Genomic DNA, 14002 nt, shown 5'->3' with positions numbered 1-14002 from the left:
GCCGGCTGTCACGGGGGACACTGCAGGGGTGGCCACCCGTGAGCGCAACACCCTGTCCGACTCGACGAGCCCCTACCTGCGTCAGCACGCCGACAATCCCGTGCACTGGCAGCAGTGGGGTGACGACGCCCTGGCGTGGGCTCGCGAACGAGACGTCCCGGTCCTGCTGTCGGTGGGCTACTCGGCGTGTCACTGGTGTCACGTGATGGCACACGAGTCGTTCGAGAACGACGCCATCGCGGAGATCATGAACGCGAACTTCGTGTGCATCAAGGTCGATCGCGAGGAACGTCCCGACATCGACGCCGTCTACATGAACGCGACGGTCGCGATGACGGGTCAGGGCGGTTGGCCGATGACGGCGTTCCTCACCCCCGACGCGGAACCGTTCTACTGCGGCACCTACTTCCCGCCCACACCTCGGCAGGGGATGCCGTCGTTCACGCAGCTACTCGAAGCCATCTCCGAGACGTGGCGCACCCGTCGTGACGAGGTGCAGCAGGCGTCGGCCTCGGTGGTCGCGGAACTGCGCAGGACCGCCGCGGGCATCCCGGAGGGCGACCGAGTCGTCGACGCCGCCCTGCTCGACGAGGCGGTGGCGCGCGTTCTGGCGGACGAGGACGTGCCGCGCGGCGGCTTCGGCGGAGCACCGAAGTTCCCACCGTCGTCTCTCGTGGAGGGGCTGCTCCGCCACGTCGAGCGCACCGGGTCGGAGCCTGCCCGCGCTGCGGTGGGCCGTACCGCCGACGCCATGGCCCGCGGCGGGATGTACGACCAGCTCGGGGGCGGTTTCGCCCGGTACTCCGTCGATGCGGACTGGGTGGTGCCGCACTTCGAGAAGATGCTCTACGACAACGCGTTGCTGCTGCGCTTCTACGCTCACCTGGCGCGCCGCGGCGATGCGTTCGCTCATCGTGTGGCCGTCGACACCGCCGACTTCCTCCTGCGCGATCTCGGCACGGACGACGGGTGCTTCGCCTCCGCCCTGGACGCCGACACCGACGGGGTGGAGGGTCTGACCTACGCGTGGACACCCGCGCAGCTGGTCGAGGTACTGGGCGACGAGGACGGGGCCCGGGCCGCGCAGGTGTTCGGGGTGACCGACACGGGCACGTTCGAGGAGGGGGCGTCCGTGTTGCAGTTGCGGGCCGAACCGACGGACCCCGGAGCGTTTCGCACGCATGCGCGCAGCACTGGCCGCGTCGCGTGCCACGCGTCCTCAGCCGGGGCGCGACAACAAGGTGGTGACCGCCTGGAACGGCTTCGCGATCACGGCGCTGGCCGAGGGCGGCGCCGCGCTGGGGTACCGGAACTGGGTCGATGCGGCAGCACGCTGCGCGGACCGCATCCTGGACCTGCACCGCGTCGACGGCCGACTACGGCGTGCGTCCCTGGGCGGTGTCGTGGGCGATGCGGCGGCCATCGCGGAGGATCACGGCGCACTCGCCGTCGCTCTCGCCGCGCTGCACCAGGCGACCGGGGAGGCACGCTGGCTGACGGCGGCGGAGGAGGTACTCGACGTCGCGCTCGACCACTTCGCCGATCCTGAGCAGCCGGGCAGCTGGTTCGACACCGCCGACGACGCGGAGACGCTCGTGACCCGGCCTCGCGATCCACTCGACAACGCGACCCCGTCCGGAGCGGCACTGATCACCGAGGCTCTGCTGACGGTGGCCGCGTCCAGCGAGAACTCCTCGCGGTTCGGTGCGGCGGCGGACAGGTCGCTTGCGCGAGCGTCGATCCTGCTCGAGCGGGCACCCCGGTCGGCCGGCCACTGGTTGACCGTCGCGGAAGCCGCGGTGGCGGGACCGGCGCAGGTGGCGATCGCCACGGAGTCGGTCGACGACGACCTCGTACGCACCGCCCGCCGCGTCGCCGCCGGCGGCACGGTGGTGGTCGCGGGTCCGCCCGACTCGGTCCCGCTGCTCGCGGATCGCCCGCTGGTGAGCGGCGAGTCGGCCGCGTACGTGTGTCACGGCTTCGTGTGCGACCGACCGGTCACCGACCCCGAGGACCTGACCGCACTCCTGGTCCGGTGACGCCGGATCAGGTGAAGAGCACCAGCCACACGGCGATGTAGTGGCACACCGCGGCGACGACCGTCGCGGCGTGAAAGAACTCGTGATGGCCGAACGTGGTGGGCCACGGGTTGGGCCACTTCGTTGCGTAGAGAATCGCGCCGATGCTGTAGAACACGCCGCCCGCCACCAGCAGTGCCATCGGTCCGACGCCCACACGATGGGTGAGTTCGCCCGCGACCGGCACGATGGCCCAGCCCAGCACGAGATACAGGGGCACGCCCAGCCAGCGAGGGGCCGTGGGCCACAGCATCTTCAGCGTCACTCCGGCCAGCGCACCGGCCCACACCACGATCAGCACGATGGTGCCGGTGCGGCTCGGCAGCCCGAGCACTGCGAACGGCGTGTAACTGCCGGCGATGAACAGGAAGATCATCGAGTGATCGGCGCGCTTCATCCACGTCCGGCTGCGCACGGTCTGCCAGTGGACGCGGTGGTATGTCGCGCTCACTCCGAAGAGACCGCACGTCGCGACGGCGTAGACAGTGATAGCGAGACCGGCCCGGACGGACACCGCCGAGTAGGCGAGCACCACGAGCACGATCCCGCAGACCACCGACACCCCGAAGGCGTACAGGTGGATCCATCCGCGCATGCGCGGCTTCACCGGCAGTTCGTCGAGCCCGAAGACAGTCACGAACCTACGGTACCGTAGGTTCGCGCTCCGACCGTGGCCGAACTAGCGGTCACCGAGTGTCAGATCCATCAGGGCACTGATCGTCGTGCGGTGAACCCATCCGCGCACACCGTCGCTCGCCAACGCGGCCCTCGCCGCAGCCAGTCCCGGTGCCCCGTGCACGCCGCCGCCCGGATGGGCGGACGCGCTCCCGAGGAACAACCGACCGACGGGAGTCTCCGTACGTCCGAGTCCGGGAACGGGCCGGAACACCAACTGCTGCTGCAGTTGCGACGTTCCGCCGTTCACCGCGCCACCGAACAGGTTGGCGTCGTCCGCTGTCAGGTCGCCCGGCCGCTGGACGTGCTTGCCGACGATCGACGCCGCGAACCCGGGCGCGTACTCCTCGAGGACGGTGTCGACCCGCTCGGCGAGCAGGTCGCCCGAGGCGTCGTCCGTCACACCGCGGGGGAGGTGTGTGTACGCCCATGCGCTCTCCGTCCCGGCCGGGGAGCGGGTGGCGTCCGCGGTCGTCATCTGACCGAACAGCATGAACGGCCGCTCCGGGATGCGGCCTGTCACCAGGTCGGCGTTCCATCGCACCAGACCGTCGTCGTCTGCGCCGACGTGCACCGTGCCCGCCTCGTTCAGACTCTTCGAGCGCCACGGGATCGGGGAGTCGAGCGCGTAGTTGATCTTCACCACCGGGGTGTCCCACTCGAACTTCTCGAGATCGCTGTGCACCCGGGCGGGAACCGCGTCCCGCGGCAACAGCGAGCCGTACAGCGCGGGAGCGGACACGTCTGCGACGACGGCGCGCCGTGCGACGTACGTGTCGCCGCCTGCCGTCCGCACGCCGCGGGCGACACCGCCGGAGACGTCGATCGAGGTCACCTCGGTTCCGCAGACGACCCGCGCCCCGGCGCTCTCGGCACGGCGCACGAGCGCGCTGGTCAGCTCCTGCGCACCGCCGACCGGGACGGGGTAGCCGACATCCTGCGCGAGCATCGTCAGCAGGTAGCCCATGATGCCGCTCGCGGGTGCGTCGGTGGGGACGTCGGCGTGCATGGCGTTGCCGAGCAGCAGGCATCGCGCCGCCTCGCTGTGGAACAACTCGTGCGCCATCGCCCGGGCCGGGAGTACTGCGAAGCGCAGGAATCGCAGTGTCTCCGCGGTCCCGAGGCGCCGGAAGAGCGTCGCGGCACCCTTGACAGGCGGGAAGGAGCTGCCGAACAGCGAGTGCAGCAGAGGATCGCGGATCCGGTTCCACTGATCCACCACGGACATCCACGCCTCGCCGTCGCGCGGATCGTGCTCCGCCAGCATGGCGGCGGTGTCCTCGGGATCGTGGTGGACCACCGGGGCGTCCTCGTCGTCGGGCGAGCGCGGGTGACCGAAGACGACGGGTGAGTGGGTCCAGCGGAGTCCGTGGCGGTCGAGCTCGAGCGCCGTGAACGCCGGGGACGACGCACCGAGGGGATAGAAGGCACTGAACAGGTCGCTCACGTATCCCGGGGTGAGCTCGGCGCTGCGGACCGCGCCGCCGGCCACCGGGGCGGACTCCAGGACGACGACGTCCCATCCTGCGTCGGCGAGCACGGACGCCGCGACGAGTCCGTTGTGGCCCGCTCCGATCACGACGGCGTCCACCGTCGTGGTGGTCATCGGGGAACCGCGGAACGCTCGGCCAGCAGCGCGAGTCGACGTGTCGCCTCGGTGTTGCGGGGATACACGAGTGCGTGCTGGACCGACTCGGGAACGAGCGAGAACGGGAGGGTCCGAGCGTGTTCGATCATCTCGATCCGGCACCCCGAGCCTCGCGGCGTCAGGCGCAGGACGATCGTCGCCTTGCCTGCCGGCATTCCGCGCGCTTCGAGTGTCACCTCGCGTCCCTCCGTCATGCTCAGTACCCGCGTCTCGTCGTTCAGCACGGCGGGCCACAGCCCGACCGAATGGTGGATCCGCGAGCCGGGCGCGGGGAACTCGGGGTCGACGGCGCGGATGCGCGAGGCGCCCACCACCCACGTCGCGTAGCTCCACCCGTCGGAGAGCACGTTCCACACGGCATCGACGCTCGCCGTGGTGTCCCGGACAACAGTCATGACTGCTCCTGTTCTCTCGTGTGCGGTCGGAGCCGGGTACCCCGTACGCCACGGAACCATCATGCGGCGCGGTGACGAGTCGGTCACGCCGATCGCGTCGTACTGCGGGCGTAGGGTGATCACCTGCTGAACAATTCTGTCGAAGTGGGGAGCTGGGTGAAGGCTCGCGGTCTGCTGTACACGCTCTACGAGAGGCGCCTGCTGCGTCAGCTCGAGGGCGCTCAGCACCCTCGGCACGTCGCCGTGATGTGCGACGGCAATCGTCGCTGGGCCCGGGAGAACGGCTTCACCGACGTCAGCCACGGGCACCGGATGGGCGCGCTCAAGATCGCGGAGCTGCTCACGTGGTGTGACATGGCCGGCGTCGAGATGGCCACCATCTACCTGTTGTCCACCGAGAACCTGCGCCGGTCACCGGACGAGCTCGACTCGCTGCTCGAGATCATCACCGACGTCGTCGAGGAGATCAGCGGACCGGGAAAGAACTGGTCCGTGAAGATCGTCGGCACGATGGATCTGCTTCCCGCCGAATCCGCCCGCCGCCTCAAGGAGGCCGCCGCCGGCACGGCCGGCCGCTCGGGAACGCACGTCAACGTCGCGGTCGGGTACGGCGGCCGTCAGGAGATCGCCGACGCCGTGCAGTCGCTCATCGCGGAACGGCTGTCCGACGGTGCCGACGGGGAGGAGTTGCTCCGCTCGGTCACCGTCGAGGGCATCGACTCGCACCTCTACACGTCGGGCCAGCCGGATCCGGATCTGGTGATCCGCACGTCGGGGGAGCAGCGGTTGTCCGGGTTCCTGCTGTGGCAGAGCGCGTACTCGGAGATCTGGTTCACCGAGGCCTACTGGCCCGAGTTCCGCCGCGTCGACTCTTCCTGCGCGCGCTGCGCGACTTCGCCGCGCGGCACCGGAGATTCGGCACCTGAGCCGGAGCCGGGCAGGCCGGAGGCCGGTCGTCACAATTTGCGCAGGCGCAGACGGTTGATGGTGTGGTCGGCGTCCTTGCGCAGCACCAGGGTGGCGCGGGGGCGCGTCGGCAGGATGTTCTCCACCAGGTTGGGCCGGTTGATCGACTGCCAGATGTCCGCGGCCGCGATCCTGGCGTGCTCGTCGGACAGTCCCGAGTAGTGGTGGAAGTGCGAGGCCGGGTCGGCGAACGACGTGGAGCGCAGGGCGAGAAAGCGGTCGACGTACCACTTCTCGATGTCCTCGATGCGGGCGTCGACGTAGATGGAGAAGTCGAAGAGGTCCGAGACCATGAGGCGCGGACCGGTCTGCAGGACGTTGAGTCCCTCGATGACGAGGATGTCCGGCTGTCGCACCTCGGTGTACTTGCCCGGCACGATGTCGTACGAGACGTGCGAGTACACGGGTGCGCGTGCGGATTCGGCGCCGGATTTCACCTCGGTGACGAAGCGCAGAAGCTTGCGCCGGTCGTAGCTCTCGGGAAAACCCTTGCGGTGCATGATTCCTCGACGCACCAGCTCGGCCGACGAGTAGAGGAACCCGTCCGTCGTCACCAGGTCCACGCGCGGGTGGTGCTCCCATCGCGCCAGCAGTGCCTGCAGCACGCGCGCGGTCGTGGACTTGCCGACGGCGACGCTGCCGGCGATGCCGATGACGAACGGGACCTGGCGGTCCGGCGTCTTCTCCCCGAGGAACGTGGCCGTCGCCGCGAACAGGCGTTGGCGGGCGGCCACCTGGAGATGGATGAGTCGAGCGAGGGGGAGGTAGACCTCCGCGACCTCGTCGAGGTCGATCTGTTCGCCCAGGCCGCGCAGGCCGGTGAGCTCGTCCTCGGTCAGGACCAGGGGTGTCGCGTTCCGGAGTGTGCGCCACTGTCGACGGTCGAATTCGACGTACGGACTCGACTCGCTCACTCGGGACACGCTGCCTCCATGACTGAATTGTGCTGGGTGGCTCCGGCGAACCGACAGCCGGGTGGTGCGTGACTAGAGTCGAGCGTCATGCACGCCGACACTCTCGTCCACGACTACCTCGTGCTGGGGTTGTCCTTCGATCGCCTCGAGGAGGGGTTCGTCGACGCCTACACCGGCGACCCCGCTCTGCGACGCCAGGTCGAGAACGCGCCCCCGCCCGAACCCCGCGCGCTGGCGCGGCGGGCGGCGGAACTGCGGGCCGAACTGCCCTCGTCGGGGCTCTCCGAGGACCGCGCCGCGTTCCTCGACGTCCACCTGCGCGCGCTCGAGACGTCGGCACGGAAATTGGCCGGTGACGAGATCGGATTCGTCGCTGAGGTGCACGACTACTTCGACGTCGCGATCGCACCGGGCGACACCGACGACTACCGCGAGGCACATCGCCTGATGGACGAGGTGCTGGCCGGGGCGGGGCCACTGGGGGAGCGGGTGCGCGCTCACCGCGTGGCCGACGAGATCCCGCCCGAGCGGCTCGCCGAGTGCGTCGAGGCGTTCTCCAGTGCGTTGCGCGACAAGGTGCGCGGCCGGTACCCGCTGCCCGACACCGAGAAGGTCACCTACGAGGTGGTGGGCGACAAGCCGTGGTCCGGGTTCAACTACTACCTGGGCGACTACCGGTCCACCGTCGCGATCAACTCGGACCTCAAGCAGCACATGGCGCATCTGCCCCATCTCATCGCACACGAGTCGTACCCGGGCCACCACACCGAGCACTGCCGCAAGGAGGCCGGGCTCGTGCGAGGTGCCGGGCAGGCGGAGCAGACGCTCTTCGTCGTCAACACTCCGCAGTGCCTGATGGCCGAGGGCCTTGCGGACCTGGCGCTCGAGTCGATCGTCGGGCCGGGCTGGGGAGTGTGGGCGCAGGAGATCTACGCCGATCTCGGCCTGCGATTCGACGGGGAACGCGCCGAGGCGCTGCAGACCGCGTCGGCGAAGCTGCTGGGGGTGCGTCAGGACGCCGCGCTGCTGCTGCACGACGAGCACCGCAGCGAGGACGACGTGGCCGCGTTCCTGGGGCAGTGGTCGCTCGCGACACCGGAACGCGCCCGTCAGATGTTGCGATTCCTTTCTTCACCGCTCTGGCGTGCCTACACCAGCACCTATGTCGAGGGGTATCGCCTGCTGCACTCGTGGCTGCACCGGGCCGACTCGGCGGACGGCCGAGCCGACCGCTTCGAGCGGCTGCTCGACGAACCCCTCATCCCGTCTCAACTGCGCTGATCACGGGCATTAGACTCGGCGGCATGACTGCTGCGCCCGTCTCTGCCACCAACATCGACACCGCCTCCCTCGCCGAGGTGGATCCCGAGGTCGCCGCGGCGATGGCCGGCGAGCTGGGACGCCAGCGCGACACCCTGGAGATGATCGCGTCGGAGAACTTCGTTCCCCGCGCGGTGCTCCAGGCGCAGGGCAGCGTCCTCACCAACAAGTACGCCGAGGGTTACCCCGGTCGTCGGTACTACGGCGGGTGTGAGCACGTCGACATCGTCGAAGATCTGGCTCGGACCAGGGCGAAGGAGCTGTTCGGTGCCGAGTTCGCCAACGTGCAGCCACACGCGGGCGCCCAGGCCAACGCCGCCGTTCTCATGGCTCTGATCAACCCGGGCGACAAGATCATGGGTCTGGACCTGGCGCACGGCGGCCACCTGACGCACGGCATGAAGCTGAACTTCTCGGGCAAGCTCTACGAGGTCGAGTCCTACGGTGTGAGCAAGGAAGACCACCGCATCGACATGGACGAGGTGCGCAAGCAGGCGCTGCACGCACGCCCACAGGTGCTCATCGCCGGATGGTCGGCCTACCCGCGGCACCAGGACTTCGCCGCGTTCCGCTCCATCGCCGACGAGGTCGGTGCGCTTCTGTGGGTCGACATGGCGCACTTCGCCGGGCTCGTCGCCGCCGGTGTGCACCCGTCGCCGGTGCCCTACGCGGACGTCGTGTCCTCCACCGTCCACAAGACCCTCGGTGGGCCCCGCTCGGGCATCATCCTCGCCAAGAAGGAGTGGGCGAAGAAGCTCAACTCCGCGGTGTTCCCCGGCCAGCAGGGCGGTCCGCTCATGCACGCGATCGCGGCCAAGGCCGTCGCCTTCAAGATCGCCGGCACTCCCGAGTTCCGGGAGCGTCAGGAACGCACCCTGCTCGGTGCGTCGCTGCTCGCGGAGCGGCTGACCGGCGCCGACGTCTCCGACAAGGGTGTCTCGGTGCTGACGGGCGGAACCGACGTCCACCTCGCGCTGGTGGACCTGCGCAACTCGCAGCTCGACGGCCAGCAGGCCGAGGATCTGCTGCACGAGGTCGGCATCACCGTGAACCGCAACGCGGTGCCGTTCGATCCGCGCCCGCCGATGGTCACCTCCGGTCTGCGTATCGGTACCGCGGCGCTCGCGACCCGTGGGTTCGGCGAGGCCGAGTTCACCGAGGTCGCCGACATCATCGCGACGGCGCTCGCCACCGGCGAGGCCACCGACGACCTGCGTGGTCGCGTCAGCACGCTCGCCCACGACTTCCCGCTGTACGAGGGACTCGAGGGCTGGGGACTGCTGGGCTGATCCGACATGCGGCTCACCGTGGCGGGTCTGCAGACGGCGGGGTCACCGGGTGACGTCGACGCCAATCTGACGGAACTCGACGAAGCCGCGGGGGCGGCTCTGGCGCGCGGAGCCGACCTCCTGGTCACGCCGGAGATGTTCGTGACCGGGTACGACATCGGTGACCGCCTCGCTGAGCTGACGTCACGGGACCTTCTCTCCGAGGTGTGCGCACTGGCGCGCCGCCGCGGCATCGCGCTGCTCGTGGGTCTGCCGGAGACCGAGGCGGGAGCGGTGTACAACACGGTCGCACTCGTCGATGCGGACGGCACTGTGATCGCGCAGCACCGCAAGTCGCACCTCTACGGTGAGCTCGACCGGGAGTGGTACTCGCCCGGTCTCGACTCGGTGACGGTCGTCGACTTCCGCGGGGTGCGGCTCGGTCTGATGATCTGTTACGACGTCGAGTTCCCCGAGAACGTCCGAGCCGCGGCCCTCGCGGGCGCGCACGCCCTGCTCGTTCCCACCGCGCAGATGGTGCCGTTCACGTTCGTGGCCGACGTCGTCATCCGCACGCGCGCATGGGAGAACCAGCTCTACGTCGCGTACGTCAACCACGTCGGAACCGAGCGCGCCACCACCTACGTCGGCCGTAGCAGCATCGTCGGCCCCGACGCAGAGGTGATCGACCGGCTCGACGACGAGACCGGCCTGATTCTCGGCACGGTGGACACCGAGGTCGTGGCGGCGGCCCATCGAGACAACCCCTACCTGGTGGACCGCCGCCCCGGCCTCTACTCGTCGATCGTCCGCGACCTCAGTCGCGAGTGAGCGGCAGGCCGGCGCGGCCCAGGAAGTCGAGGATGTCCGACTCGACCTCGCTGCGGTTGGTCTCGTTCAGGATCTCGTGCCGCGCACCGGGGTAGACCTTCTCCTCGAACGACGGGCCGCGCAGTGAGCGCATCGCCTCGGTCGTCGGCTCCAGCGGCACCAGCTGATCGTCGCCGCCGTGCAGCCACAACGTCGGCTGGTCGCCGAGAGTGCCGGAGGACGCCACCGTCTCCACCGCGGCCGTGAAGGTCTCGAGGGTGACGCGCGCGAAGGGGCCGTGGAAGACCAGCGGGTCCGCCTGGTAGGCGGCGCCGACCTCGGGGTCGCGGGACAGCACGGACGGGTCGATCGGGATCTCGGGGATCTCGTCCATCGACAGCAGCATCGAGAAGGCCGGGTTCTGCCCGACCAGCGGACCGGACAGCACGAGTGCCGCCAGCTCGCCGGGGTGGGTCTGCGCGTAGCGCGTGGCGATGAGACCACCCATCGAGTGGCCCAGCAGCATCACCGGTAGATCGGGGTGCTCGCCGCGGGCGATGTCCGCGATCGAGTGCAGATCGGCGACGATGCCGTCCACGTCCGTGATCTCGGCGGGCGTCCCGTCCGACCGCCCGTGCCCGTGATGGTCGGGGGCGTACACCGCCGCTCCGGCCGACGTCAGGGTCGACGCCAGGTGGCCGTAGCGACCCGAGTGTTCGCCGTACCCGTGCGCGAGCAGCGCGACGAATCCCGGCGTGGTGGACGGCCAGGAACGGTAGGCGACGGTGCCGTGGGTTCCCCTGAGCTGCTGCATTTCCTGCGCGTTCTGCATCGGCCGAAGTTAACACCGTGGCCTTCGGCCCCGTGCGCCTTTTGCGTACTCCTGGATGCGCGAAAGGCGCACGGGCGTGTAACGCAGAGTTCACCCACACGTCCCCACGTGTCGCCGAGCCTGCGCCCCCGATCCGGTCTAGCGTCAGCAGTGCGGGTGGCGGGGAAGCCGTCCGTACGGGAGGTCCTCACACATGACTGAGTCATTCGGTCGGGAGGGGCCGGCCCCGGTCCCTGCGGTGTCGGGATCGACCGGTCCAGCGATCGACGGATGCGCGGTGACCGCGCGTCCTTAGGAGCCCCACGTGACTGCAGCTCGCTCCGGTTCTTCCGTCCGCACCTACGTGCTGGACACCTCGGTTCTGCTCTCGGACCCCTGGGCCGTGACTCGGTTCGCCGAGCGCGCGATCGTCCTTCCACTCGTCGTCATCAGCGAGCTCGAGGGCAAGCGGCATCATCACGAACTGGGGTGGTTCGCGCGCGAGTCGTTGCGGATGCTCGACGACCTGCGGATCCGCCACGGGCGCCTCGATCAGCCCGTGCCCATCGGCACCGAGAACGGCACCCTGCAGGTCGAGCTCAATCACACCGACCCCGCTGTTCTTCCCGTCGGCTTCCGGACCGACTCCAACGACTCGCGGATCCTCGCGTGCGCACTGAACCTCGCCGCCGAGGGCAAGGACGTGGTGCTGGTCAGCAAGGACATCCCGCTGCGCGTCAAGGCCGGTGCGGTGGGTCTGCCGGCCGACGAGTACCACGCTCACGACGTCGTCCCGTCGGGATGGACGGGCATGGCCGAGATCGAGGCGTCGCGCGCGACCATCGACGGCCTGTTCGCCGAGGGATTCGCCGACATCGACGAAGCGCGAGAGTTGCCGTGCCACACCGGTGTTCGACTGCTCGGCGGCACGTCCAGCGCATTGGGTCGGGTGACGGCGAACAAGCAGGTGCAGCTGGTGCGCGGCGAGCGTGAGGCGTTCGGCCTGCACGGCCGGTCCGCCGAGCAGCGCGTCGCCCTGGATCTGCTGCTCGACGAGAGCATCGGCATCGTCTCGCTCGGCGGGAAGGCCGGCACCGGCAAGTCCGCGCTCGCGCTCACCGCGGGCCTCGACGCGGTGCTCGAACGACGGACCCATCGCAAGGTCGTCGTGTTCCGGCCGCTGTACGCGGTCGGCGGCCAGGAGCTCGGCTACCTCCCCGGCAGCGAGAGCGACAAGATGGGCCCGTGGGCGCAAGCGGTGTTCGACACGCTCGACGGTCTCGCGAGTCCGGAGGTCATCGAGGAGGTCACCGCACGCGGCATGCTCGAGGTGCTGCCGCTCACGCACATCCGCGGACGGTCGCTGCACGACTCGTTCGTCATCGTGGACGAGGCGCAGTCGCTGGAACGCAACGTCCTGCTGACGGTGCTCTCGCGGCTCGGCACGGGATCACGCGTGGTGCTCACGCACGACGTGGCACAGCGCGACAACCTGCGGGTCGGACGCCACGACGGTGTCGCCGCCGTGATCGAGAAGTTGAAGGGGCACCCTCTCTTCGCCCACATCACGCTGACCCGTTCGGAGCGCTCGCCCATCGCCGCACTGGTCACCGAGATGCTCGAGGAGTTCGGGCCGGCCTGAGTCACCGTTCGCGCCGGGCGGCACGGACCGCCCGGCGCGGTGTGACGCCGAACTATCACCGACCTCTTTGTCAGGGAGATCACCGGAATCCGCGTCGCGCGGTCCGAAGGTTCGGAGTGGACACCTACGGCCGTTATGCTGCTGTGATGCCGAAGAGTGACCAGGACCTGTTGAGCGAGCTCGAAGCCGATGCCGCGCACCTGCTGCAGAAGCACATCGACGCTGCTCGGGACTGGCAGCCCCACGACTACGTCCCGTGGGACTCGGGTCGCAACTTCGCGTTCCTCGGCGGCGAGGACTGGTCTCCGGAGCAGGTGACTCTCGGTGACGCCGAGGTCGTCGGTGCCACCGTCAGCGTGCTGGTCGCCGACAACCTGCCCGAGTACCACCGCGACCTGGCGTTCGCTCTCCGGAGCAGCGACGTCTGGTGGAAGCTGATCGGCCGGTGGACCGCGGAGGAGAACCGGCATGCCATCGTGCTGCGCAACTACCTCATGACGACTCGCGCGGTCGACCCGGTGGATCTCGAGCGTGTGCGCATCGAGCACATGACCACCGGCTACTCCGCACCGTCTCTGCACGTGCTGCACATCCTCGCCAAGTTCGCCCTCGACGAGCGCGCAGCGGCCGTGCGCCACCGTCGCGCCTCCGCGTCGTCGCAGGACGCTCTCCTGTCGAGCATCCTCGACCGCATCGCCGAGGACGACGAGCTGCAGACCACGCTCTTCACCGACCTGGTCTCCGCCGCGATCCGCGTCGATGCCGACGGCGCCGTCCGCGCCATCGCCGACACCGTCGCGTCCTTCTCGGTCCCCACCGTCGATCTCCCCGGCCGCGGTGGCAGCGCCGAACTGCTCGCCGGCATCGGGCTCTACGACCGCACCATCGAGACCGAAGAGGTGATCAAGCCCCTGCTCGAGGCGTGGAACGTGTTCACCCTCGACGGCCTCGGCGAGGACGGCCTCGCGGCCCGCGCAGAGCTCGAGAGCGCACTCGCCACTGCCGCGTCCTGATCAGCGCGTGATCGCGAACCCGCCCACCACCACCGGCTGACCGGCACCGACGAAGTACACGGTGCCGTTCCAACGGTTCGGGTTCACGGCGTCGCGCGTCATCTCGTCGTGGAAGACGGCTCCGAAGGCGGGGGACAGGCGCGAGTAGTCGACGTGGACCACGTCGGCCCCGGTCGCGATGCTCGGGGCGCGGTAGACGTCGCCCGGGATCGCGTTCACGCCGAGAAGTCGGTTGACCGTCGTGTCGCCGGTGATGGTCTTGCCGTCCCACAGCGGGACGGGAGCGCCCTCGGGCGTGGTGCCGACGTAGACGCCGTCGGGAACGGGTCCGGCGGACGCCAGCGTGGGGGCGGCCAGCGCCGCGCCGATCGCGGCGGCGCCGCCGAGGAGTGCCACTGCAGTTCGTGTCATGACACGTCACACTCCTCCTGATCGCCCCGCACCACAGCGTTTCGCCGTGAT

Annotated in this window: 11 protein-coding genes and 2 pseudogenes; 7 read left to right on the top strand and 6 right to left on the bottom strand. The window is 69.5% G+C overall.

From position 1 onward, the window contains the following. Positions 1-28: 28 nt before the first annotated feature. Positions 29-2039, top strand: a pseudogene (locus tag QE449_RS15220) (thioredoxin domain-containing protein). A 7-nt stretch (positions 2040-2046) separates the two neighbouring features. On the opposite strand, the gene QE449_RS15215 reads toward QE449_RS15220, so the two are convergent. The 3 genes from QE449_RS15215 to QE449_RS15205 are packed head-to-tail and all read right to left on the bottom strand — an operon-like array spanning position 2047 to position 4796. After that, positions 2047-2715, bottom strand: coding sequence for a hemolysin III family protein (locus tag QE449_RS15215; RefSeq protein WP_027503937.1), 669 nt, complete (start codon positions 2713-2715; stop codon positions 2047-2049). A 42-nt stretch (positions 2716-2757) separates the two neighbouring features. Then, positions 2758-4359, bottom strand: a complete 1602-nt coding sequence (locus tag QE449_RS15210) for an NAD(P)/FAD-dependent oxidoreductase (protein ID WP_307109076.1) — start codon at positions 4357-4359, stop codon at positions 2758-2760. Beyond that, complete coding sequence (locus QE449_RS15205; RefSeq protein WP_307109075.1) at positions 4356-4796, bottom strand: SRPBCC family protein; 441 nt, start codon at positions 4794-4796, stop codon at positions 4356-4358. Before QE449_RS15205 ends, QE449_RS15210 begins: the two co-directional genes overlap by 4 nt. Before the next feature lie 156 nt (positions 4797-4952). Between QE449_RS15205 and QE449_RS15200 the strand changes: the two are divergent. Continuing rightward, positions 4953-5722 (top strand): annotated as a pseudogene (locus QE449_RS15200) (isoprenyl transferase). A 30-nt stretch (positions 5723-5752) separates the two neighbouring features. On the opposite strand, the gene coaA reads toward QE449_RS15200, so the two are convergent. After that, the gene (coaA, locus tag QE449_RS15195) at positions 5753-6685 is read right to left on the bottom strand and encodes a type I pantothenate kinase (protein ID WP_027503933.1); all 933 of its coding nucleotides are present in this window, start codon (positions 6683-6685) and stop codon (positions 5753-5755) included. A gap of 78 nt (positions 6686-6763) precedes the next feature. Between coaA and QE449_RS15190 the strand changes: the two genes are divergently transcribed. Genes QE449_RS15190 through QE449_RS15180 form a run of 3 tightly spaced genes read left to right on the top strand, consistent with a single transcriptional unit; the run spans position 6764 to position 10095 of the window. Further along, positions 6764-7957: a DUF885 domain-containing protein gene (locus QE449_RS15190; protein ID WP_307109074.1), complete on the top strand. Its 1194-nt coding sequence runs from the start codon at positions 6764-6766 to the stop codon at positions 7955-7957. A 23-nt stretch (positions 7958-7980) separates the two neighbouring features. Beyond that, positions 7981-9285 carry a serine hydroxymethyltransferase gene (gene glyA, locus QE449_RS15185; protein ID WP_027503931.1) on the top strand — a complete coding sequence of 435 codons (1305 nt, stop codon included), beginning with the start codon at positions 7981-7983 and terminating at the stop codon, positions 9283-9285. A 6-nt stretch (positions 9286-9291) separates the two neighbouring features. Further along, positions 9292-10095 (top strand): carbon-nitrogen hydrolase family protein, encoded by an 804-nt coding sequence (locus QE449_RS15180; protein WP_307109073.1) that lies wholly within the window; start codon positions 9292-9294, stop codon positions 10093-10095. Here the strand turns inward: QE449_RS15180 and QE449_RS15175 are convergent. Then, on the bottom strand, positions 10082-10906 hold the full coding sequence (locus tag QE449_RS15175) for an alpha/beta hydrolase (protein WP_261781646.1): 825 nt from the start codon (positions 10904-10906) through the stop codon (positions 10082-10084). The two genes, QE449_RS15180 and QE449_RS15175, sit on opposite strands and share 14 nt — an antisense overlap. A 304-nt stretch (positions 10907-11210) precedes the next feature. On the opposite strand from QE449_RS15175, the gene QE449_RS15170 reads away from it, so the two are divergent. Both QE449_RS15170 and QE449_RS15165 read left to right on the top strand, forming a co-directional pair. Then, positions 11211-12527 (top strand): PhoH family protein, encoded by a 1317-nt coding sequence (locus QE449_RS15170; RefSeq protein ID WP_307109072.1) that lies wholly within the window; start codon positions 11211-11213, stop codon positions 12525-12527. 146 nt (positions 12528-12673) lie between these two features. Then, the gene (locus tag QE449_RS15165; protein ID WP_027503927.1) at positions 12674-13540 is read left to right on the top strand and encodes an acyl-ACP desaturase; all 867 of its coding nucleotides are present in this window, start codon (positions 12674-12676) and stop codon (positions 13538-13540) included. Here QE449_RS15165 and QE449_RS15160 read toward each other — a convergent pair whose 3' ends face one another. After that, positions 13541-13951, bottom strand: a complete 411-nt coding sequence (locus tag QE449_RS15160; protein WP_222638193.1) for a hypothetical protein — start codon at positions 13949-13951, stop codon at positions 13541-13543. It lies immediately after the preceding gene. Between the last annotated feature and the right edge of the window lie 51 nt (positions 13952-14002).

The organism is Rhodococcus sp. SORGH_AS_0303, from assembly GCF_030819335.1.
In the GTDB taxonomy this organism is placed as follows: Bacteria; Actinomycetota; Actinomycetes; order Mycobacteriales; family Mycobacteriaceae; genus Rhodococcoides.
The sequence above is the reverse complement of the archived record's forward strand: the minus strand, read 5'-3'. Positions and strand labels throughout refer to the sequence as shown.